Raw genomic sequence first — 23,303 nt, 5'->3', positions numbered from 1 at the left:
ATCAGGAACCTTCACTTAACGGATCGTTAAACAAGACTATGCGGTACTGAGTGCCGTCATCAAGGTCATATCCACCGCCGGACGAAACCGGACAACTGTCGATAAATTCACCGAACAAAGCCAGTTCATTACCGATTTTATCCATCGACTGCAGCAGGAAAAAACAGGCAAAACTGGTGATAGTGACATAGGTCCGTCCGGAAGGCCCGGTTGAACAGTCCACTATTGGGACAACCAGTGTCCGCCGGTTATTACCGCCAGTTGCATCGTAGTAATCGGTACAGTCATCGTTTGTTGCGCCTCCGGCGCACTGTGCCAGCTCATCTTTGTAATCCGAGTAATGCCAGGCACTGCCAGGATCATCTTCATAATAGAGAACGGTTGTGCCATCATTATCCAGCTCAGCAAGTTCCGCCGGTTCTTTTACATATTTATCTGGCGGGAACGTGGTAGCATCAAGACTATTTTGCTGTTGAGTCCCCAGCCGGGAGTTCATCCCGTTAATCCCTTTATTGGTATTACCACCGGGCTCCGTTAAGATGGAATCACCGACACGCAGACTCCCGTTATACCCTCCGGCCAGACTTTCACTGAGAATGTCCGCACCGGTTGCATCTTCTAAAACCAGATACTGAAAATTACCGTTTCCTAATGCCGAGTTATTGGATTTAACCGCATAGATTTCACCGTTAATATAACCAGAAGGAGTGCTTTCATCGCCTTCGCAAATCGCAACCGGGACCACCGTATTCGGCGTGGTTGGTGCACTGGGACCGGAAACCGCACTGGCCGATACATATTTGTCCAGACCAAACACAGACACAAAAAAATTACGGATGGGATAACCGGTTATGGCAACCCGGATATAGATATATTCACTGGTGCTCGAATAACTGCCGGCACTTACAAAAGAAGCGCCGTCTGTCGGGTCATCACTGTACGTTACGGATAAGTGACTCTTAATGTCCGAAAATTCCGTATTTCCGGTAAAAGCAATGACACTATCCAGAGTGGAATCCACTGTCGCATCACCGTTATCAACCGAATTGTCACCATTAATAACTGCCGCGGCCGCCAGCGCCGCAGAATCCACCGCATTTTGCAGCTTAGACTTATCCATGTAAGCATAATTGATATCAATAGCCAGAGCAGCAATACCGGCAAGGAACAGAAACGTAAAGGTCACAAAAACCGCAACCAGTCCCTTTTCTTTCCGGCCGGCCATCGATGAGCCATTTTTATTTAACCGCGACTGTTTTTTCATAGTGCTCACCCATCAGAAATCATCAAGAACCTGACTCGATGTACCCGACAATGAATCATCAGATTTCCCGGTGTAGGTGCTGAGAGAGCTTTCGATCCGCTCACCCTGCCCATCAGGAATGTAGCCCTGATTCTCTTTGGCTGCACCCGGATTATAGATCTGCTCAGCCTTCATCTGAGCCACAGACTGACCCAGTTGGTATTCAGTTGACGTACACCCTAACGTCAGTACGGTCAGGATAAACAGAAACACGATATTCATTTTCATCACGTTTACCTCACATTTCATGTCCAAATACGCCTTCAGAGCCACCTTTTATATCTTCGACATAGGAATCGTCGACCTGTACTTTAAGCTGATCACGCTTCATCGGTGACGTGATATAAGCCCCCTGACCCAACAGGTAATATTTCAGATCTCCCGGTTCAACAAAGCCTTCGGTGGGTAAACGGACTTTACTTCTGTCTATCGGTTTGGCTAAATGAGGCGTCACAAGGATGACCAGCTCCGTTTCGCCGGACACATAATTCTGACTCCGGAACAATTGGCCGATGATGGGTAAATCACCCAGACCGGGGAATTTGGAAATGACGTCCCGGACATTATTTTTAAACATCCCGGCGATACCAATCGTCTGTCCGTCAGCCAGTTCCAGTGTTGAAGACGCACTCCGGCGGGTAAAAGGTGGAACCGAGTAGGTTCCGGTAGAGGTACTGCCATAAGTAATACTACCGGTGGCAGCCACTTCACTGACATCAATCGCCAAATTCAGATTAATTTTCTTATCACTGAGGATGGTCGGAATAAATTTGACCCCGACACCGTACTCTTTATATTCAATGGAAATACCGTCGTCATCCGGCACCGGAATCGGATATTCACCACCGGCTAAGAACTCCGCTTTGGCACCGCTGAGTGCGGTCAGTGTCGGTTCAGCCAGCACTTTGGCTGTGTTGTTGGTTTTCGCAATGTCCAGAGCGAGAGAGAATAACGTATCACCGTCTAAAAAAGTGGTAAGTAAACCGGTTGAGTCGGTCGTGATACTGTTAAAAACAGTACTGATCGCACTGGTGGTGGATGTGGTCGTACTGCCGACAGATGTACCGCCCCAGCCAAATTTGCCGTTTGATTCAAAAAATCCGAAATTGGTATTAAAACGCCGGACCAGATCCCTTGATACTTCGGCAACCGTCACTTCCAGCATGACCTGCTGAGCCCCACCGACCGACAACAGGTTGATCACATTAGTTTTACCAATATCTTTACTTCTCGAACCAGTGGCCTTATCTGCTGCCTGAGCTCCGGCGTATGTTTCCGCAATCTTGACCGCTTTCATCATATTGTTCTGAGACGAAACCTGTCCGCTCAGTACCAGACGATTCTGAGAACTGTGGACCTCAATTTTCTCATCCGGCAAAAACTCATGAAGCTTGGACTTTAAGCTGTTAACATCATGGATGACCTCAATATCGATCGACTCGATTAGGTTCCCGCGCCGGTCCCATGCCATCAGATTGGTCGAACCCAGTTTTTTACCGATAAGAAACACTTCGTTCGATTTAAGCATGATAATGTCCAGCACATTCGGGTCACCGAGAGACACCCGCTTCGCCTTGGCAACCAGCTGAACATAGGCCGATTTGTGATGAGGCACTTTAACCACTTTCCCGGTTGTCATCGCCGCGGCAAAAGAACCAAAACACAACAGGAAAATCAGGCTGATAACATTTATTATTCTTTTCATATTCCACCTCCACTCACTCACGAACCCGGACGTTCGATGCATCGGTTCCCTTAATGATTGTCACGCTGGGTGCTGCATAGTATTTGGGAGCAGGAGGTTCGACTGCTTCAGGATTACGCAACGCCAGCTGAATATTTCCCCGGCTGTTGGCCGACAACAATTTTTCAGCGTCTTTCGGCGATACCTCTAACGTCACTGCTCTTACAATAATGGGTTTATTTTCTTTGGTCCGGGCAGTCTGATCGACAGCAAGCACTTTGATGTCTTTCAGCACGGTGCGGGTATTCGCGTATGCCCCCCGTTTGACCGTACTTAACACGTCGACTTTATTACCGGGTAAAAGAAATCCAGCCACCCCGATAACGTCGTTCACCCGAATCGTCACCGCCCGCTTGTCTTCCGGTAATAAATGGGCAAGTGTCGAACCTTCCCCTTCCGGAGCCAGATGCGGTGCCGTCACCATTTCATCCGGGAAAATCGTCGTTCCGACCACCCGGCCGATTAGCTGTTCTTTTTCGCTAAACTGAGATTCGTTCCGCCACGATTTTTCCAGCAGCTTTATCGATAACTCCTGCTCTTCGATAATCGTCCCTTCCGGAATTTCAATCGCAGCCACCACCACCGGTTCACGCTCCACACGTTCAACTTCCACCTGAGGCTGAACCTGAGTGTCCATCCATTTTTTGGCAAAGAAAACCGCACCTAAACCAAACAGAACAGACAATATAAGTAACAGTACAACCTGATTCTTGCTCATCGTCTTCCTCCTCCTTTACCATCTTCGGTAAAGTAGACTTGCCAGGCTTGTTCTAATATCTGGGGGGTAATAACAGGATCTTCATCTTCGAAAATTAAAATATCCCGGCTGATGCCGATTAAATCTTTTGGCAGGCAGGGGTAATAACCGACCTGATGCAGATCATGCAGGTGATAAAGAACATCAAAGGCTTCTTTCGTAACCGATAACGTTCGGTCATCGGCTGTAGACTCCCACAGCGCCTGATAGTCGTCACGCTTTAATGGATTAAACTGAATTTTGTAGCCAAGACGTCTTAAGAAAGCCGGATCTCCAATCTTTTCTGGATCCAGGTTGGTCGAAAAAGCCAACGTCAGCACAAACGGCACCGAAATCTGCTGCCCGTTTGGTAAGGTCAGGTAGTCGTACTGATATTCCATCGGAACAATCCAGCGGTTCAGCAGTTTGGACACCGGCATGGGCTGCCGGCCCAGGTCATCAATGATAAGAATACCGTTATTGGCCATCATCTGAACCGGAGCCAGCCAGACCCGGTTATGCTCGGTATGATTCACTTCCAGCATGTCCATGGTCAGTTCACCGCCGACCTGAACACTGGGACGTTCACACAAAGCCCAGCGCGGATCGTATTTGTCTTTCAGAGAGAATGAGTGAACCGTATCTGAACTGTCTACCTTCCGGTGATGCTGGGGAGAATAAACCCGGATAATATTCCCGGCCGCAAATACAGAATAAGGAATGTAAACAGAGGTATTGAGCGATCGAAGAAGGCGGGTCGCCACATAGGTTTTCCCCGTTCCGGCACCTCCATAAAGCAATAATGCCCGGCCGGAGTTTATGGCCGGACCTAGTAAGGGTATCAGCCGTTCACCACCATATACATCACTCAGCGCATGAACCACTTCAGGTCTCTGAACATGATTGGCCCTTACATCCTGAGCCTGAACCATCACAGCATAATCATCCAGAGAAACCGGAGCTTTTCCGAGATAAGCGTCTTTCCGGAATGCAATTTCAGCTTCTTTCATCCCTGCTTCAGACAAAGCATAAAGAATGGGATTCCCCGAAGAAACAGAAGTATGACTGGCCTGATACACTTCGATCAATGATCGGCTTTTCAGGTCTGCCAGCATAGCTTCAACCAGATTACTGCTGATACCCATCGACCGGGTCAGAAAAATCACATCCGATTTCGGGAACGCAGAAATTTGCTTCAACAATAAGTTTTCAATCACCGTCCGGGGAACTTTTAAGTCCTCGAACGAAGTCGGCACCTTTGGCGCTGAAGCCTGTGGCACTAATTCTGTCAGGTGCGAGCCATTTTCTACCAAATTCATTACTCACACTCCTTATCAGCTATAGTATTGAAAAAGTGTCACTCCTAATACAACAACAGGAGCAAATGGCATCCGGTTTATTATGTTTTTATCGGATTGTCCCAGCCTTACCCTGTTACACTGACGTAATAAAACCCCCACAGACAGAACACTGATTTCTGCATGCGAAAAATAATCCTTTACCATACTCAATACGGACGGATGACAGGTTTGTGCCCGAAAATAAAAATAGTAAAAAACACCGATGATCAGCATGGCGACCGAGAGATAAAAAGCACCATTTAGTGCTTCATTCCATCCAAGGAAAAAACCGACCACTCCCAGTAATTTGACATCTCCTGGAGCCATTGCCCCCATCAGAAACAAAACCAGTCCAAATGCAAAAAACAGACAGCCGGAGAAAAAGTCCCACCACAAACTGACTGAATTGTCTCGGTACATACCATCCAGTTTGAGTGATACGGCTAATACTAACAAAATGAATACACACAGGTTCGGAATACGATGCTCCCTCAAATCAAAAACTCCGATTAAAAGAAGCATTCCTAATACCAGAATATTCAGTAACGAATATAATGTCATAACAATGCATGCCGAAAGTTATGAATCAAACTTTCGGCTATATACTATGACTCTTAAACATTAATGAGCCTGGCGTTCCATGTCAGAAATACGCCTAACACCTAAGAGTCTGATAGAGTTAGCTTTCGTTGATGTTAGTAATAATGTTGGTAATTTTCTGAGTCAGAATATTACCCATACCACTAAACACCGCTGTCAACGCTGCCACCAGTAATCCGGCACCGATAACGTATTCGACGACTGTTAAACCCTCTTCGTCTTTTAAAAAGGCTTTGCATTTTGCCAGTAGAGTGTTCATAAGGTTTTCCCCCGTTTTTCAATGATTCAGTTAAACAATATAAAAAATAAAAACCATTCTTTAGGATTATGTTGATAATGGATAGGACTCTGTTGTTCTCTTTTGCTTTTTATTTGATTCGTATCAATGATTATTTTTGTTAACTTCGTTCCAAAACATATGAACCTGATACCTTAGTTAATTTTTGCAATTATCGATTCATTGGCTAATTTTAATACATATCATCTGGTTTTCCCGTAATGCTTTTAAATCAACAGGATAGAAAAAATAATTTTATATCAATATGATAGACCGAAAAGATAAACATCTTATTCACTGGTTCGGATGTGAACTGGACAAATTGCCTCACTTAACCGGAAAAAGTTTGTTCCAGCATTTTTATATTCAGGATAAGGGAAAGGATGTTGATGAATTAACCGACCCGGCCATCAATCTGGCTTTTTTCTATTGCAGAGGAAATGAACAGCGTAGCGCTCTTCAGTCTGCGGTAAAGATTTGTACTAACTTAAACAAACAGTTGATTGTCATTACTCAGGAGAGCTCTCAGTTCATCACAAAAGAATACGAAACGGACAGTATCCAGATCATTACCGTGGGCGAGTTAAAGAAAAAAGAAACGGTCAAGCAAATTCTGGCATTGTTCCGCAAGCTGGACTCAACAAAGTTGCCCCTTTCACAAACCTCACCCCGCACGATCAAATCCAGTATGACCGATATCACTCAGTATATTGATAATAATCTGGCAGAACATCTGTCCATTAAAGACTTTGCCCGGGATATGAATTATTCCATCAGTTATTTTTCAAAAAGATTTCGCTACCAGATAGGAATCAGCTTTCAAAATTACATCATTAATAAACGCATTGAGCTGGCTAAAAAGAACTTACTGAAGCCGGGGAAAATCGCCATGATTGCTTATCAGTGTGGGTATCAGGATATTTCTTACTTTTCCCGGATATTCAAAAAACGCACAGGAATGACACCGCAGCAATACAGAAATAGTGCATTAAAAAGATTGGATTCGGAATACTAAACCATTCATTAGCAGGACATAAAAAACAAGGGCCATGTTGGCCCTTGTTTTTCGATAGCAGAATAAAGTGAAATAAATTATTTCGCTTCTTTCTTCGCTTTTTCTTCAGCAATCACTTGTTCTGCAACATTCGCAGGACATGGAGAGTATTGTTCAAATTCCATAGAGAACTGACCACGGCCTGAAGTAATAGTACGAAGATGACCGATGTAACCAAACATTTCTGACAGAGGAACATCTGCTTTAATACGTACACCTGTTGCACCCGCTTCCTGGTTTTTGATCATACCACGACGACGGTTAAGGTCACCGATAACGTCACCAACGTTATCTTCTGGTGAGAATACGTCTACGTGCATGATTGGCTCAAGAAGCTGTGGACCCGCTTTAGGCATAGATTGACGGAATGCACCTTTTGCTGCGATTTCAAATGCGATAGCAGATGAATCCACTGCGTGGTAAGCACCGTCAAACAGTTCAACTTCAACATCAAGAGTCGGGAAGCCTGCAAGCACACCTTCAGCCATCATTGATCCAAAGCCTTTTTCAACAGCAGGCCAGAATTCTTTAGGCACGTTACCACCAACAACAGTTGAAGAGAACGTAAAGCCAGAGTTTGGCTCTCCTGGTTTGATGCGGTAATCGATCTTACCGAACTGACCTGAACCACCAGACTGTTTCTTGTGAGTATAGCTGTCTTCAACGGCCTGAGTGATGGTTTCACGGTAAGCAACCTGAGGCTGACCTACTTCCAGTTCAACACCGTAAGTACGTTTTAAGATATCTACTTTGATATCCAGGTGAAGTTCACCCATACCTTTCAGGATAGTCTCACCTGAATCTTCATCAGTCTCAACCTGGAATGATGGATCTTCAGCAACCATTTTACCGATCGCGATACCCATTTTCTCTGTTGAACCTTTGTCTTTTGGTTTAACAGCGATTTCGATAACCGGTGTTGGGAAGATCATTGGTTCAAGAGTAACAGGGTGTTTAGGATCACACAGAGTATGACCAGTCTGAACATTTTTCATACCAACGATAGCGATGATGTCACCGGCTTGTGCGCTGGTCAGTTCTTTACGGTCATCAGCCTGCATCTCAACCATACGGCCAACACGTTCAGTTTTACCAGTGAACGAGTTCATAATGGTGTCGCCTTTGTTCAGTTTACCAGAGTAAATACGAACGAAAGTCAGAGCACCAAAACGGTCATCCATGATTTTGAATGCTAATGCTTTAAAAGTTTCGTCAGCAGAAACGATAGCGTGTTCGCCAGTTTCTTCGCCTGCGTCATCCATCAGAGGCTGAGGATCAACTTCTGTTGGTGCTGGCAGGTAATCAACAACTGCGTCCAGTACAAGCTGAACACCTTTGTTTTTAAATGCAGAACCACAATAAGTTGGGAAGAACGCCAGATCACGGGTACCTTTACGGATACAACGTTTGATGTCTTCGATTGAAGGTTCTTCACCTTCCATGTAAGCCATCATCAGATCGTCGTCTTGCTCAACTGCAGTTTCAATCAGCTCTTCACGGTACTGTTCAACATCATCGACCATGTCAGCCGGTACTTCTTTGATTTCGTAGTTTTCTGGCAGACCAGTGTCATCCCATACGTAAGCCTGACGAGACAGTACGTCAACAACACCAACGAAGTTTTCTTCAATACCAATAGGCAGAGTCATAACCAGTGGAGTCGCCGCCAGAACGTTTTTCACCTGGTCGACAACACGGTAGAAGTCAGCACCCATACGGTCTAGTTTGTTAACGAAGATAATACGAGAAACTTCAGATTCGTTAGCATAACGCCAGTTAGTTTCAGACTGAGGCTCAACACCACCTGAACCACAGAATACACCGATACCACCATCAAGAACTTTCAGAGAACGATATACTTCAACAGTGAAGTCAACGTGTCCCGGGGTGTCAATCACGTTAAGACGGTGGTTTTTCCAGAAACAACTTACCGCAGCTGATTGGATTGTAATACCACGCTCTGCTTCCTGTTCCATGAAGTCAGTAGTTGATTCACCGTCATGAACTTCACCGGTTTTGTGAATCATACCGGTAAGCTTTAGGATACGTTCAGTAGTGGTAGTTTTACCCGCATCAACGTGCGCGAAAATACCAATGTTTCTGTATTTTGATAAGTCAGTCATTGTCTTACTCTGTTAATAAGGTATAAAGTGCGCGCAGAGTATACCATAATCTGTCAAGACTGATAGCCCCGCGAACCTTTTGGCTTAAATTATTTTTTACCGTATCGTTTCCCGATTCCGGCTCGATATCATCACACATCAGTGAACAAAATAAGTTTAGTCTTTCCTTCCTCTCTTGCTCACTCCATATTCAATTAAAGTTCATCAAATGCCTGAATTGCATCCGACAGTTTTGTTACCGCGTGAATCTGCATTCCGTCTATGCCGCCTTTAGGCATATTAGATACCGGAATAATAGCTTTTCTGAAGCCGTGCTTAAAGGCTTCATTTAACCGTTCCTGACCACTGGGTACCGGACGAATTTCCCCTGCCAGACCCACTTCACCAAAAATGACCACATCTTTGGGTAATGGCTGGTCTCTGAAACTGGATAACAACGCCATCACTAATGCAAGATCCGCACTGGTTTCCGTGACTTTTACACCGCCGACAACATTCACATAGACATCCTGATCGGCCATCATCAGGCCGCCATGCTTATGCAGAACCGCCAATAGTAACGACAACCGGTTTTGCTCCAGACCGACAGCAACGCGTCTTGGATTCGCTAACTGGGAATAATCGACCAGAGCCTGAATCTCGACAAGCAAAGGACGGGTCCCTTCCCAAACCACCATCACCGAACTGCCGGAAGTTTCTTCTTCACCTCTGGACAAAAAGATAGCAGAAGGATTACTGACTTCCCGCATACCACGCTCCGTCATCGCAAATACGCCCAGTTCGTTTACCGCACCAAATCGGTTTTTGTGACTTCTTAATGTCCGGAACCGGCTATCCGCGCCGCCATCCAGTAGTACAGAACTGTCAATAATATGCTCAAGGACTTTCGGGCCGGCCAGTGTGCCATCTTTGGTAACGTGTCCGACAATAAAAACAGCCACATTGTTCTGCTTGGCATAACGGGTCAACGCCGTTGCCGACTCCCGAACCTGAGCCACACTTCCGGGAGATGACTGAACATCAGAAACGTGCATCACCTGTATGGAATCGACAACCAGAACTTTCGGGCTTTCCTGCTCTGCAATCTGGCAGATGCGATCCACATTGGTTTCAGACAACATTTTCAGTTTATCTTTCGGCAATCCGAGTCTGGATGCCCGCATGGCTACCTGCTGTAACGACTCTTCACCGGTTACGTACAATGTCGGCATATGGGATGCCAGATAACACATGGTTTGCAATAATAATGTCGATTTACCGGCACCGGGGTTTCCGCCTATCAAAATAGCAGCACCGGGGACAACGCCCCCACCCAAAACCCGGTCAAATTCTTTAAATCCGCTGGAGAAACGCGGAACTTCCTGTAAATCAATTTCAGATAAAACCTGCACTTTCGCTTCATTTACCGAACCGGCATACCCTGTCAAACGTTCATTTCTTGCCACCTGAGGGGAAGCTGCTATCCTGACTTCAGAAATGGTATTCCACGAACCACAGGCGCTACACTGACCTTGCCAACGAGGATAATCCGCGCCACAATCATTACAAACATACGCTTTTTTTACTTTCGCCATGTCGCCTCTTATTGATAAAAAGAATTATTTATGTGACTCAACGGGAACTTCCATCTATTATTAAGGCTGGATGTTAGCCATTATCGTTAAAGATCTTCAAAATAATGACGATATCTATGTTGAGATATGTAACGTTAACAAAAATATGCAGCAGTCAGAAATTCTTTCTTATACCGAAAAACTTATTCCAGCATACTATTCCGATGATTTCGATGTAATTTTATCTCATATGACGGAAGGCCTCGCGCCGTCGGTCAAACTTCTGGTAAAAATGGAACTCAACCGGATAATGGAACCGTGCACCAAGAATATTGATTTAAGAGGCCGGGTTCAGGGGGAATGCAGAGAATACACACTGGACGGCTATGCTCACTGGCTGGACGATGTTGCGTTCAACGATTATCACAGATACGTCAAAAAATATGGTGGTTACACTCAGGGTGTCTGGGAAGCGCTGTATAATACAAAAAATAACTTCAGGGTTATGCGGGAAAAAGGAATTCAACCCAAACCCCAGACTCAGAATGAATCCAACCCGTTTCATGTCGAGTCCATCCAGCTTGGTTATGACCTGAAACGCCAGGAAAACCGTCTTAAAATCTCATCTCAGATTGAGATAGAACTCCCTCGTTCTCAATCATTAAATGCGGTTACCGTCGATCTTTCCCCATCCGGAGCAAAATTTAAAGTTCCGTCATCCTTTAATTACAAGTTAGGGGAAACCATCTTTGTCCGCTTTGTCGAGTTAGAGAAAACGCTCGACATTCAAGGCATTGAATTCCCGGTCGAATACCGGATACTCGGTGTTGATGAATCCTATGAAAATGACTCGGTTTACTTTCTGAGGACAGTTCGTACCTCGGATACGGATATCATTGATAAAGTGATAGATTATCACCTTACCAGCGAAACCCAGAAAAGCCGCCATAATAATCAGGATAAGATCATTCGGGCCAGAACCCGTGCCTATGAGCACGTCTTTTTAAACAATGCAAATCAGTTACCCATTCTTTTCAACAAAAATGAATTAAAAGCGGTATTACTGACCGGCAATAATCAGCATATCTGGCAATACTGGCATGATGAGAGAAACCTGCAAACGCTGGGTGGCCTGTTTTCTCCAAAAAGAATGGCATTATTGACCAAGCCGGGAACCAGCGGTACTACAGCAACCATCTATTCTTTCCAACATCTGCATCAGGACAAAAAACTGTTCTTTTCTATGATCAGAACAGAAGGAACTCCGGCAAAACGGAAACTGTTCTGGCATCTGGGCGCAAAGCGGGATTCATGGCGGGTATTCAGACTGACGGTTTCTGAAATATCAGAAGAAGACAGGCAAAATCTTCAGGAAAGCTCGGATCAACTGGAAAAACATATTTTTCCTCTCACCCACATCGGTTTTCTGCAGGAGATCAACACGAATAACGAATCCAGTGATTATCTGTTTGTCGATAAACCGAGAATTCCGTCCTCAGAACTGAACGCCTACCGTCAGCCAAGAAAGCAAGCCGGGCATCCGCTGTGCATTTTTTATGATACCCGTTCTCAACGAAAAGAGCCGCGATACAAACTGGCTTCTCCCGTGGAAATAATCAGTCCCGATAACATGGTTATATCCGGATCAACGGTCGACTTATCCAAAAGCGGACTGAGCCTTCTGTTAAAACAGCCGGCAAACATTCGGGTTGGCCAAACCGTTCACATACATTTTATTGAACTCAAATCCTACAGTAAAACGGTCTCACTGGAACGAGTACCTTATGAAGTCATCCGGACCGATGCCTCCGGAAGACGAATTCAGCTTGCTATTGAAAGCTCAAGTTTCAGCGTCAGAATTGTTGCTTTTTTAAACAAGTTAATTAATAGCAATCAGGACCGGCTAGCGGAAAGCAAAGAGTTACTTCCTGGTGAAGCGTTACTTGAGAGCCTTCACGATATTTTACTGAATAACGTTTACTGCGCGCCAATCTATGTTGCCCGTAAAGGTGTCACGCTAACGCCAAAAGCCATTGGCGTGACTTATCCACTTCCCGGATATTTATCCCTGCTGGCAAAACTGGGAACCGATCAGACATCTTCCCTGGAACCCATTTTCAAAGGGCACACCAAAACTCTGATGGCTGAACCAATGAAACATGTTGAAAGAGAAAAGCCGATTTCTAACGAAATTTATATTTCAGTAAAACGTTTTGGTGCAAAAGTGCACTCGGTGGAAACAAAACTTCGCTTTGACTTTGAAAATACCAAAGAACGCATTGACTATATCCGGGACGCACTGCTTTTTGGTGAAATTTATGTCTTGCATATTTCGGGGTCACCCATATTTAAGCCATTAACCCCATTATTACAAAAAGACCTTGATGAGCTGCTCTCTGTCAGTAAATTTCATGCGAAATCCATTGAAAAAGAGATAAATAGTTTGGTTGGTTACGCGCAAATCATTGACATAACAGAAGAAGTTCTAATCCGGTTGGAATTAAGTTCATAATGGTCAGAGATACCCTGTCAGGCTCCCTGACCTGTCACATATAAAGATTGTCATTACACTCTTTTCTGCCAGGACAATTTGCCCTGTTTAGCTAATCCGGCAGATAAAATACACAAAACTCCACCCAGATGAGAATACCTCACGGAAGTCTGAGCTCTCGCCTCTACTTTAGGCTTAGCGTGATACGCCACGCCCAGCCCGGCGGCTTCCATCATAACCAAATCATTCGCGCCATCACCAACAGCGACCGTATTTTGTTTTTCAATTCCGTACTCATCCGTCAGCTTAACCAGAATATCCGCTTTAACCTGAGCCCCGACAATTTGTCCCAGCACTTTCCCGGTCAGTTTTCCATCGATAATATCAAGCGTATTGGACTGGGCAAAATCCAGAGACAGGCGCTCTTTTAAATAGTCGGAAAAATAAGTGAACCCACCGGACGCTATCGCCACCTTCCATCCCAACGATTTCAGTGTAGCCACTAAAGGGGGAAGATCAGTCGTCATCGGTAATACACTTCGTACCTGCTCAAGAATCGAAGCATCCGCATTTTCAAGCTTACCGACGCGCTGACGCAAACTTTGCTCAAAATTCAGTTCTCCCTGCATGGCTCTTTCGGTCACTTCCGAGACTTCTTTACCAACACCGGCTAATTTAGCAATTTCATCAATGCATTCTATCTGAATCGCTGTTGAGTCCATATCCATCAATATCAGACCCGGCTTTGATAAATCGGGAACATCCCAGATGTCTGCAAAATCCAATTCCAGTTCTTCCAGTACTTCTTCATGCAATGAAGAAATATTTCCACTCATCAGAGCCACTTCGTAGGTTCCGACTTTCCATGCATCAACAACCTTATTAAAGTACCCGGTATAAAAATCGATACATTCGAAATGAGCTTCTGTCAGTTTCTTTCCAAAAATAATCCAGTTAGCACCTTCCCGCTCAAGTGGTGTCGAAAAAGCCAGTCTTGAAATACGGCGTGTCAGGTTAGTGTGTTTATGAATCGGCAACGTCATTAATGCATCCATGTAATTTCACCATTTATTTAAGTCCCATGAAGTTACCCTATTGCAATTTGTAAACGCAAGTCTCAATATTGCTTATATTCAATTTATTTGGATTTTTTATATATGGATGGCTCTCTTTTTTCCTTTAAGTTTGTTCTGCGTATCGTCGCAATTTTACTGGTACTAACGACGTTTTACTTTACGGCGCAAAACAGTGTAATGATCAGTAAAGGAAATGAAAAAATTCAGGCTAATCAGCTAGAGACGCTGACAAAACTGTTAATTTCTCAGGCAGCATTAACCGCCAGCTCGTTTGTTGAAGAGCAAAATCAGGACAAATTAATTGAATTCACTAATCAACTGGCGAAAGACCGACTCGTGTTTGACGCCTCTATTTACGATTCAGAAGGCATTCAACTGGCCAAAAGCAGCTCCGCGTTAAGTGTCCGGGATATTCTGGGTTTAGATGCTCCGCTTCAGGCTGCCAATACTGGCAGACAGCAACTGGTTGAACCCATTATGCATAACAATAGCATTATTGGCTTTATCCGGATTACCTTTGAAACGGGCAAAGTCACGGCCATTTCCGATCATCATTACCGGAAAAGTGACCGCTATATGTACCTTATGATTCTGGTTAGTTTTTTAAGTGGTGTACTGATAACACTACTGATAAACAACCGTCGTTTAGATTACAAAAAAGGAGGCGAGAACCTCCTTTTGAAAAATCCCCGTCAATCATAGCTGTCTTAGTGTTATGACTGAAAATGACGGATTATGGCTGTTTGTCACCAATTAAAATGGAATCTAAGGCTATCAGCACCATATCATTAAACGTCGTTTGCCGTTCCTGAGAAGAGGTTTGCTCACCATTTTTAATGTGATCAGAAACGGTACAAATCGCTAAAGCTTTGGCACCGAATTCAGCAGCAACGCCATAAATACCGGCGGCTTCCATTTCAACACCAACAATACCGTACTTATCCATAATATCGAACATATCCGGTTCTGGTGAATAGAAGAGATCGGCAGAAAAAAGATTACCTATTTTTACATCGATACCCCGGTCTTTTGCCGCTTCTTCCGCGGCCTTCACCATATGATAATCCGCTATTGCAGCAAAGTCGTGGTTCTTAAAACGAGAGCGGTTGACTTTCGAATCCGTACACGCTCCCATGCCAATTACTACGTCCCGCAGTTGAATATCGTTACTCACGGCACCGCAGCTTCCAACCCGGATTATTTTCTTAACTCCAAAGTCTTTTATCAGTTCTGTGGTATAAATTGAACAGGAAGGGATCCCCATGCCATGCCCCATTACCGATACTTTTCTTCCTTTATAGGTTCCGGTAAAACCAAACATACTCCGGACATCACACACCTGAACCGCATCGTCCAAAAATGTTTCCGCAATGTATTTAGCTCTTAACGGATCGCCTGGCATCAAAACAACGTCAGCGAAGTCACCCGGTTCAGCATTTATATGTGGCGTTGCCATCACATCTCCTTACTTTTTCAAACGATGAGACATTAATACGAAGCTTCATTATTAATGTTCGATTCCACACCATTGATGGTATTAATTAGATTCGTTAATAAACTGGATGCACCAAAACGAAAACGTTCCGGACATACCCACTGTTCACCAAACATATCGTTGGCAAGATTCAAATAAATTTCTGCGTCTTCCGCTGTTTTCACGCCACCAGCTGCTTTGAAACCGACCCGGTCTTGTGCCGATTTTTCCTGTATCACTTCTAACATCATACGGGCATAATCCGGTGTCGCATTGACTGGCACCTTTCCAGTCGACGTTTTAATAAAATCGGCCCCGGCGTCAATAGCAATGCGGCTGGCCGTTTTAATCAGCGACTCTTCTTTCAGCTCGCCAACTTCAATAATAACCTTAAGGCATTTATCACCGCAGGCCAGTTTACACTGGCGAACCAGCTCATAACCAATGTTCTCGTTTCCATCCATTAATGCCCGGTAAGGAAACACCACATCCACTTCATCGGCACCAAGTTCAATTGCCTGAACAGTCTCTTTAACCGCGAGCGAAACATCATCCTTACCCTCCGGAAAATTGGTTACTGTCGCTACCCTTAGGTCACCGATACCTAATTCGGTTAAATACTGCTTTGCCTTAGGAATAAACTGCGGATAAATACAAATCGCCGCCGGGCGCCCCTCCTGTGTACAGGCATTTCGGCATAATGCCAAAATAGTTTCATCGGTATCCGTATCATTCAGACTGGTTAAGTCCATTAAAGATAATGCCTGTTGTGCAACCTGAATTAAGTCACTCATAAAAATCTCACATTCTTGACCTGATATCCCATTAGCTTACTGCGTTCTTTTTCACATTCAAAACAGAACCTGTACGCAATCGGTTTGCGTCTCACTCTTTTTATCAGAGCCAATAAAAAACCCTTCATACCGAAGCATGAAGGGCAATCCTTTTTCCTGAATACACTCTTTTTTATTAGAGTGACAGGAATAAACCAGCGATAGTTGCAGCCATTAAGTTAGATAATGTGCCGGCAATCACCGCTTTGATCCCCATTCTGGCAATGTCTTTACGACGGGATGGTGCCATCCCCCCCAATCCACCAAGTAAAATAGCAAGAGAAGAAATATTTGCAAAACCACACAAAGCAAAAGCAATAATCGCCTGTGTTTTCTCAGACATAATGTGACCGGTCGTTGCCACTGCCTGAGCATGATCGCCAATGTATGGAATAAAATTAGAGTAAGCAACGAATTCGTTCATCACGATTTTCTGACCGATAAAGGCACCGGCCGTTGTCGCCTCTGACCATGGGACACCAATAATGTAAGCCAATGGAGAAAAAACCCATCCAAGAATCACATCCAGACTCAGTCCCGGCATTCCGAACCAGCCACCGATACCACCCAGAAGACCATTGACCAAAGCAATCAAACCGATAAATGCCAGCAACATAGCCCCGATATTCAGTGCCAGTTGCATACCAACGGACGCACCGGATGCAGCAGCATCAATAACGTTCGCCGGTTTTTCTTCCTCACTATTGGCATCTTCATCATAATGATCTTTAGGGACATTGGTTTCTGGCTTAATCAGTTTCGCAAATAATAACCCTCCCGGAGCAGCCATAAAAGAAGCCGCAACCAGATACTCCAGAGGCACACCCATCGACGCATAACCGGCAAGAACACTACCGGCAATAGAAGCAAGACCACCGCACATGATGGCAAAGAGTTCTGACTCCGTCATCCGGGCAATAAATGGTCGAACCACCAAAGGTGCTTCTGTCTGACCAACAAAGATATTTGCCGCTGCAGATAATGATTCTGCTTTAGAAGTACCCAATGCTTTTTGCAGACCACCACCAATAATACGGATAACCCACTGCATGACACCAATGTAGTACAAAACGGAGATTAATGCGGAGAAAAAGACAACCGCCGGCAGTACCTGAAAGGCAAAAATAAACCCGAGACCATCAACAGAGAAATTGACCAGACTACCGAATAAAAATCCGATACCGTCTTTACCATAATCAATGACATGCTGAATCCCTGCGGAAATACTGGCAAGCAGATCCCTTCCCCAGGGGACGTAAAGGATAAAGCCACCCAATAAAAACTGAATGGCAAACGCACCACCAACCGTTCGAAATTTAATCGCTTTACGATTATCTGAAATGAGTACAGCCAGTCCGATTAAAACCGCCATACCCACTAAACTTATTACAATACCCATACAAACCCCACCGGATAGAACCCAACCATATGGTCAACTTATCTTTGGCGAAAGATTATATAGTAGAAAAAAGTGATATAAATTATAAAACGACATACTTGTTTCTTATTGTACATTTAATTTTGAGATATATATCACAAAAAAAATAAATATTTCCCTCTTCTCTCTATTAATGAACTTTCCGACTTTAACTGTATACCAACTCTTAATCTCACAAAATTTAACACGAAAAAACTCAGTCCACTGATTAGTACTGACCCCGTTTTTCATAAAAAAGCACTTTAAAATAAAAAAAGCTTTTTTTATTACAAAAATTTAACAATAATATCCTGAGTCAAATCAAAAAACTCAGAAAAAGCGAACTGATGTGGGGTTAATCGATTTCTTTTTTTCGACGTAAAGATAAAATATCCGAAATTTTATACTCGTTGTCTTTAACGGTTTTAAGACAAACACAACAGCAGTGCAACAAAGGGAATAAGCGGTGAAAAAAACCATACTAAAATTGTCCACTATTGCGTTAGCAATTTCTTCATTTCAGGTTCTTGCGCAAGCAAAACCGGCTGTTATTTACGATACAGCTGGTAAGTTTGACAAATCATTTAACGAAGCCGTTTACCAAAATGGTGTCAAACCAATGGAAGCGGAAGGCGTAAAAGTACGAGAATTCGAACCTCAGAATGAAGCCCAGCGCGAACAGGGATTACGCCGTCTGGCCAGTCGCGGATTCAGTCCGATTGTCGCCGTCGGTTTCAATATGGGTTCAGCGGTAGAGAAAGTAGCAACAGAATTTCCTGACATTCACTTCACCATTTTAGACATGGTCGTAAACAAACCAAATGTTCAGTCTGTTGTCTTTAAAGAACATGAAGGTTCTTTCCTTGTTGGGGCATTAGCAGCCAAATATTCCAAAACAGGCACAATTGGTTTTATCGGTGGAATGGATATCCCTCTGATCCGTAAGTTTGAATGTGGTTATGAACAGGGTGCAAAATATGCTAAGCCTGACATCAAAGTATTAGAAAACATGACCGGTTCAACACCAGCAGCTTTCTCTGATCCGGCAAAAGGCTCTGAATTAGCCAAATCTCAATTTTCTCAGGGCGCTGACGTAATTTATGCCGCTGCCGGTGGTACAGGGCTTGGTGTGTATCAGGCGGCAGCCGATGCCCATAAATATGCTATTGGCGTGGATTCAAACCAAAACCATCTTCATCCGGGAACAATGCTGACATCCATGGTAAAACTTGTGGGCAAAGCGGCAAAAGATAGCTGGGAAGAAGAAATCAAAGGCGACTGGAAACCTGGCGTAAAGGTCCTTGGCCTGAAAGAAAGTGCCGTTGACTGGGCATTAGATAAGAATAACGAAGCTTTAATTACCGACAATATGAAAGCTTATATGGAGAAATTAAAGCAGGAAATCGTCTCAGGAAAAATCGTTGTTCATGACTATATGAGCAATAATACCTGTACGTACTAATCAGGACATAAAGTAGTACCCATACCATAACGCCGCTGCCAATAGCGGCGTTGTCGTGTATTGATAAGAGATAACACTGTTATTTTTTTCTTACGTTAAGGTATTAATTTTTTTAAATTTTGTTCAGGATGTTAATGTGACCCGAACGACAGACTACGCAATTGAGCTCAAAAATATCGATAAACGATTTGGAGCTGTGCACGCCAACCGGGCAATCGATCTTCAGATTCCTAAAGGTACTATTCACGGAATTATCGGAGAAAACGGAGCCGGAAAATCAACCCTGATGAGCATCATCTATGGCTTCTATCAGCCAGATTCCGGTAATATGAAAGTAGATGGACAGCCATATCGTCCCTCAGATTCTCAGGCTGCTATCCGGTCCGGGATCGGAATGGTCCATCAACATTTCATGTTAGTAGATACATTTACGGTACTGGAAAACATCATTCTGGGTGCAGAACAGGGCTGGAAATTAAAAGAAAGCTTATCATCAGCCAGAAAAAAGCTTCAACAGCTCGAAAAAGATTATGGGCTTGAAGTTCCTCTTGATGCGATTGTTGGAGAACTCCCTGTCGGCCTGCAACAACGGGTCGAAATTCTGAAAGCGCTCTATCGTGGCGCCAATGTTTTAATCCTCGATGAACCTACGGGAGTCCTTACCCCACAAGAAGCGGATCACCTGTTCAGCATTTTGAAAAAATTACGGGAACAAGGTACAACAGTCATGATCATTACGCATAAATTGCGTGAAGTTCTGGCGATTACCGATAATGTTTCCGTCATGCGTCAGGGACAGATGGTTGCCCATGTCAAAACTTCGACCACAGACCGTGAATCTCTCGCAGAATTAATGGTAGGGCGTAAAGTTCGCCTCAAAGTTGAAAAAGATAAAGCCATTCCCCAAAAAGAGAAAATTCGTGTCGAAAAACTCAGCTACATCGACAGCTCTGGCGTTACCCGGGTTAAGGAGATCAGTTTTTCTGTCCGGGAAGGCGAACTGGTCGGTATTGCCGGGGTATCAGGGAACGGGCAATCCGAAATTCTCAGTCTGTTATCCGGAATACTCAAACCATCCTCCGGAAAAATAGAACTCAATGGGCACACAATTACCGCTCAGAACCCGGCAGATCCCCGCAAGATTCGGGCGATGGGTGTCGGACACATTCCGGAAGATCGTCACAAACAAGGACTGATCAACAAATTTGAGGCTCAGGAAGCTTACATCCTGGGATATCACCATCTGAACAAATACAACAATGGCTTACTACAAAATAAAAAAGCCATCGAAGAGTGTTGTCAGGAAAGCATGGAAAAGTGGGATGTCCGCCCGAGTGATATTCACCTGAAAACCGCCAATTTCTCTGGAGGCAACCAACAGAAACTGGTGATTGCCAGAGAAATGGAAGAAAATCCCGATGTCCTGCTGATCGGACAGCCAACCCGCGGAGTCGATATCGGAGCGATTGAATATATCCACCAACAAATTATTGCCTGTCGTGATGCCGGCAAAGCCGTTTTACTGGTTTCCGTTGAACTGGATGAAATTCTTTCTCTCGCAGACCGGATCATTGTTGTCTTTGATGGGGAGATCGTGGGTGAAATCGATTCTTCTCAGGCTGACGAAAAAACATTAGGGCTGATGATGGCAAACATCGTTCCCAACCATATCAAAAAATCTGGAGAGCCATCATGAGCCAAGCCAAAGTACCGGCATGGGTATCCATAGGTCTATTACCGGCCGTCAATATTGCCGTTGCCTTTTTAGTCTCAGCCCTGCTGTTTTTGTATATTGATATCAATCCGCTTGATGCAATAAAAGTAATGTGGACAGGTGCGTTCGGATACGCCGAAGGAATGGGCTATACGCTCTACTACACCACTGGATTTGTTTTTACCGGACTGGCTGTTGCCGTTGCCTACCATGCCGGTTTATTCAATATCGGAGTCGAAGGCCAGGCGTACATAGGCGGACTTGGGGTTGGTATTGTTTGTCTGACGCTTGGTGATGTCGCGCCCTGGTATATTATTTTTCCCGTTGCCATCATAGCCGGCGGACTGTTTGGTGCCGGTTGGGCCTTCATTCCCGCCTACTTACAGGCAAAACGGGGCTCTCATATTGTAATCACCACCATCATGTTTAACTTCATTGCAGCCTCGTTGATGGCCTATCTGCTGGTTGATATTTTCAAACCGGAAAATTCCATGGCAACCGAAAGCCGGGTTTTTACTCAAGCCAGCTGGCTACCCAAAATGCATGATGTGTTTGCGTTGCTGGGAATAAAAATGGCATCAAGCCCTCTTAACATCAGCTTTTTCTTTGCCATACTCTGCTGTGTGTTTGTCTGGCTGTTCATCTGGCACACCCGCTGGGGCTATGAAATCCGGGCAATTGGTTCCAACCCCTCAGCGGCAACCTATGCCGGCATCAACTACATAAAAATCATTATTATCACCATGCTTATTTCCGGTATGTTATCCGGCTTCTTTGGACTGAATGTTCTTCAGGGAGAACTGCATCAGATAAAGCTGAATTTTGTTGAAGGGTTTGGTTTTACCGGTATTGCTGTTGCATTAATGGGACGAAACCATCCTATCGGTATTTTTCTGGCCAGCCTTCTGTTTGGCTTCCTGTATCAGGGAGGTGCTGAATTAAGTTTTGAATATGGAGTGGACAGAAATATCGTTGTTGTTCTTCAGGGACTTGTCATTTTATTCTGCGGCGCTTTAGAGCACATGTTCCGCCCGTCGTTAGAAAAACTCTATCTTCGTCTGGCGCCCGTGAAACCACAAGGAGAAGCATAAGTTATGTTTGAAACAATAATTCTCATGCTGGACTCTACAGTTCGGGTAGCAGCACCATTAATCCTAGCCTCACTGGCCGGCATGTTCAGTGAACGTTCCGGTGTCGTCAATATTGCACTGGAAGGTAAGCTACTGGCCGCCGCTTTTGCCGGTGCAGCTGTCGCACACACCACCGGTTCGGCATGGATTGGCTTACTGGCAGGAATCTCTGTTTCTGTTCTTCTGGCATTGATCCACGGATTTGCCAGCATCACTCACCGGGGTGATCAGGTTGTCAGCGGTATGGCCATCAACATTCTTGCCGCCGGATTAACCGTCACGCTGGGACGTTACTGGTTTCATCAGGGAGGTCAGACACCATCTCTTTCCGGGGCAGCCCGTTTTGCCCCTATCACGCTTCCCGGAGCTGATGCCGTGAAAGACACGCCGATCATTGGCCTTTTGTACTCTGAGCTAATCAGTGGTCATTCCGTTATTGAGTACATTGCTTTTATTGCCGTCCCTATTTCATGGTATGTCCTTTTTAAAACCCGTTTCGGATTACGGCTAAGAGCAGTGGGTGAGTCGCCTTCTGCTGTCGATACAGCGGGAATTTCTGTTATTGGTATGCGCTACAGTGCAATGGTCATTTGCGGCATTTTAGTCGGTTTGGGAGGGGTGTACCTATCCGTAGGGCAAACTGCTCAGTTTTTACCGAATATGAGTGCCGGTAAAGGCTACATGGCTCTTGCTGCATTAATTTTTGGTAAATGGCGACCGGTCACAGCCATGAGTGCCTGCCTGCTGTTCGGTTTCTTAGATGCTTTAGCCATTCGTTTGCAGGGCGTGACGATTGATGGCATCGTCATACCGGTACAGGCGATAGAAGCATTACCTTACGCTCTGACTGTCTTCCTGCTGGCCGGATTCATCGGCACCGCTATTGCACCGAAAGCAATCGGTGTTCCGTACACTAAAGAACGTGAATAGCACCGGCTGAGAAGGCAAACATCCTATAAGAAAAAGGGGACCTGAT

General features: G+C 44.7%; 20 protein-coding genes. 7 read left to right on the top strand and 13 right to left on the bottom strand.

All coding sequences use genetic code 11. From position 1 onward, the window contains the following. Position 1: 1 nt before the first annotated feature. From LRQ06_RS10620 to LRQ06_RS10590, 7 genes are all read right to left on the bottom strand, one after another. Positions 2–1,264, bottom strand: a complete 1,263-nt coding sequence (locus LRQ06_RS10620; RefSeq protein ID WP_232766299.1) for a pilus assembly protein TadG-related protein — start codon at positions 1,262–1,264, stop codon at positions 2–4. A gap of 12 nt (positions 1,265–1,276) precedes the next feature. After that, entirely contained in the window at positions 1,277–1,531 is a 255-nt protein-coding gene (locus tag LRQ06_RS10615) for a hypothetical protein (RefSeq protein WP_232766298.1), read from the bottom strand. A 10-nt stretch (positions 1,532–1,541) separates the two neighbouring features. After that, entirely contained in the window at positions 1,542–3,008 is a 1,467-nt protein-coding gene (locus LRQ06_RS10610) for a type II and III secretion system protein family protein (RefSeq protein ID WP_232766297.1), read from the bottom strand. A gap of 13 nt (positions 3,009–3,021) precedes the next feature. Next, positions 3,022–3,765, bottom strand: a complete 744-nt coding sequence (cpaB, locus tag LRQ06_RS10605; RefSeq protein WP_232766296.1) for a Flp pilus assembly protein CpaB — start codon at positions 3,763–3,765, stop codon at positions 3,022–3,024. Next, positions 3,762–5,102: a DUF8689 domain-containing protein gene (locus LRQ06_RS10600; protein WP_232766295.1), complete on the bottom strand. Its 1,341-nt coding sequence runs from the start codon at positions 5,100–5,102 to the stop codon at positions 3,762–3,764. The genes cpaB and LRQ06_RS10600 overlap by 4 nt, the downstream gene beginning before the upstream one ends. Before the next feature lie 15 nt (positions 5,103–5,117). Further along, positions 5,118–5,684, bottom strand: a complete 567-nt coding sequence (locus LRQ06_RS10595; RefSeq protein ID WP_232766294.1) for an A24 family peptidase — start codon at positions 5,682–5,684, stop codon at positions 5,118–5,120. A 118-nt stretch (positions 5,685–5,802) separates the two neighbouring features. Further along, positions 5,803–5,982: a Flp family type IVb pilin gene (locus LRQ06_RS10590; protein WP_232766293.1), complete on the bottom strand. Its 180-nt coding sequence runs from the start codon at positions 5,980–5,982 to the stop codon at positions 5,803–5,805. A gap of 283 nt (positions 5,983–6,265) precedes the next feature. Between LRQ06_RS10590 and LRQ06_RS10585 the strand changes: the two genes are divergently transcribed. Next, positions 6,266–7,015 carry a helix-turn-helix domain-containing protein gene (locus LRQ06_RS10585; RefSeq protein ID WP_232766292.1) on the top strand — a complete coding sequence of 250 codons (750 nt, stop codon included), beginning with the start codon at positions 6,266–6,268 and terminating at the stop codon, positions 7,013–7,015. 77 nt (positions 7,016–7,092) lie between these two features. Here LRQ06_RS10585 and fusA read toward each other — a convergent pair whose 3' ends face one another. Next, positions 7,093–9,177, bottom strand: coding sequence for an elongation factor G (fusA, locus tag LRQ06_RS10580; protein ID WP_232766291.1), 2,085 nt, complete (start codon positions 9,175–9,177; stop codon positions 7,093–7,095). Positions 9,178–9,371: 194 nt separating this feature from the next. Continuing rightward, on the bottom strand, positions 9,372–10,751 hold the full coding sequence (radA, locus tag LRQ06_RS10575) for a DNA repair protein RadA (RefSeq protein WP_232766290.1): 1,380 nt from the start codon (positions 10,749–10,751) through the stop codon (positions 9,372–9,374). Between the two features lie 145 nt (positions 10,752–10,896). Between radA and LRQ06_RS10570 the strand changes: the two genes are divergently transcribed. Further along, positions 10,897–13,242 carry a PilZ domain-containing protein gene (locus tag LRQ06_RS10570; RefSeq protein WP_232767157.1) on the top strand — a complete coding sequence of 782 codons (2,346 nt, stop codon included), beginning with the start codon at positions 10,897–10,899 and terminating at the stop codon, positions 13,240–13,242. Positions 13,243–13,295: 53 nt separating this feature from the next. On the opposite strand, the gene serB is transcribed toward LRQ06_RS10570, so the two are convergent. After that, positions 13,296–14,276, bottom strand: a complete 981-nt coding sequence (serB, locus tag LRQ06_RS10565) for a phosphoserine phosphatase (protein ID WP_232766289.1) — start codon at positions 14,274–14,276, stop codon at positions 13,296–13,298. 102 nt (positions 14,277–14,378) lie between these two features. On the opposite strand from serB, the gene LRQ06_RS10560 reads away from it, so the two are divergent. Beyond that, the gene (locus LRQ06_RS10560) at positions 14,379–14,999 is read left to right on the top strand and encodes a YtjB family periplasmic protein (protein ID WP_232766288.1); all 621 of its coding nucleotides are present in this window, start codon (positions 14,379–14,381) and stop codon (positions 14,997–14,999) included. A gap of 31 nt (positions 15,000–15,030) precedes the next feature. Here LRQ06_RS10560 and deoD read toward each other — a convergent pair whose 3' ends face one another. From deoD to LRQ06_RS10545, 3 genes are all read right to left on the bottom strand, one after another. Continuing rightward, positions 15,031–15,753 (bottom strand): purine-nucleoside phosphorylase, encoded by a 723-nt coding sequence (gene deoD / locus LRQ06_RS10555; RefSeq protein WP_232766287.1) that lies wholly within the window; start codon positions 15,751–15,753, stop codon positions 15,031–15,033. A 32-nt stretch (positions 15,754–15,785) separates the two neighbouring features. Then, the gene (gene deoC / locus LRQ06_RS10550) at positions 15,786–16,565 is read right to left on the bottom strand and encodes a deoxyribose-phosphate aldolase (RefSeq protein ID WP_232766286.1); all 780 of its coding nucleotides are present in this window, start codon (positions 16,563–16,565) and stop codon (positions 15,786–15,788) included. A 175-nt stretch (positions 16,566–16,740) separates the two neighbouring features. Continuing rightward, entirely contained in the window at positions 16,741–18,003 is a 1,263-nt protein-coding gene (locus LRQ06_RS10545) for a NupC/NupG family nucleoside CNT transporter (RefSeq protein WP_232766285.1), read from the bottom strand. A gap of 484 nt (positions 18,004–18,487) precedes the next feature. Between LRQ06_RS10545 and LRQ06_RS10540 the strand changes: the two genes are divergently transcribed. From LRQ06_RS10540 to LRQ06_RS10525, 4 genes are all read left to right on the top strand, one after another. Further along, positions 18,488–19,483, top strand: coding sequence for a BMP family lipoprotein (locus LRQ06_RS10540; RefSeq protein ID WP_232766284.1), 996 nt, complete (start codon positions 18,488–18,490; stop codon positions 19,481–19,483). A 136-nt stretch (positions 19,484–19,619) separates the two neighbouring features. Continuing rightward, positions 19,620–21,179, top strand: coding sequence for an ABC transporter ATP-binding protein (locus tag LRQ06_RS10535; protein ID WP_232766283.1), 1,560 nt, complete (start codon positions 19,620–19,622; stop codon positions 21,177–21,179). After that, on the top strand, positions 21,176–22,288 hold the full coding sequence (locus LRQ06_RS10530; protein ID WP_232766282.1) for an ABC transporter permease: 1,113 nt from the start codon (positions 21,176–21,178) through the stop codon (positions 22,286–22,288). The genes LRQ06_RS10535 and LRQ06_RS10530 overlap by 4 nt, the downstream gene beginning before the upstream one ends. Positions 22,289–22,291: 3 nt before the next feature. Then, positions 22,292–23,257, top strand: a complete 966-nt coding sequence (locus tag LRQ06_RS10525) for an ABC transporter permease (protein ID WP_232766281.1) — start codon at positions 22,292–22,294, stop codon at positions 23,255–23,257. Positions 23,258–23,303 lie beyond the last annotated feature (46 nt).

The organism is Vibrio salinus, from assembly GCF_021272385.1.
In the GTDB taxonomy this organism is placed as follows: Bacteria; Pseudomonadota; Gammaproteobacteria; order Enterobacterales; family Vibrionaceae; genus Vibrio; species Vibrio salinus.
Note: the sequence above shows the minus strand (reverse complement) of the source record. Positions and strands in the feature narration are given on the sequence as shown.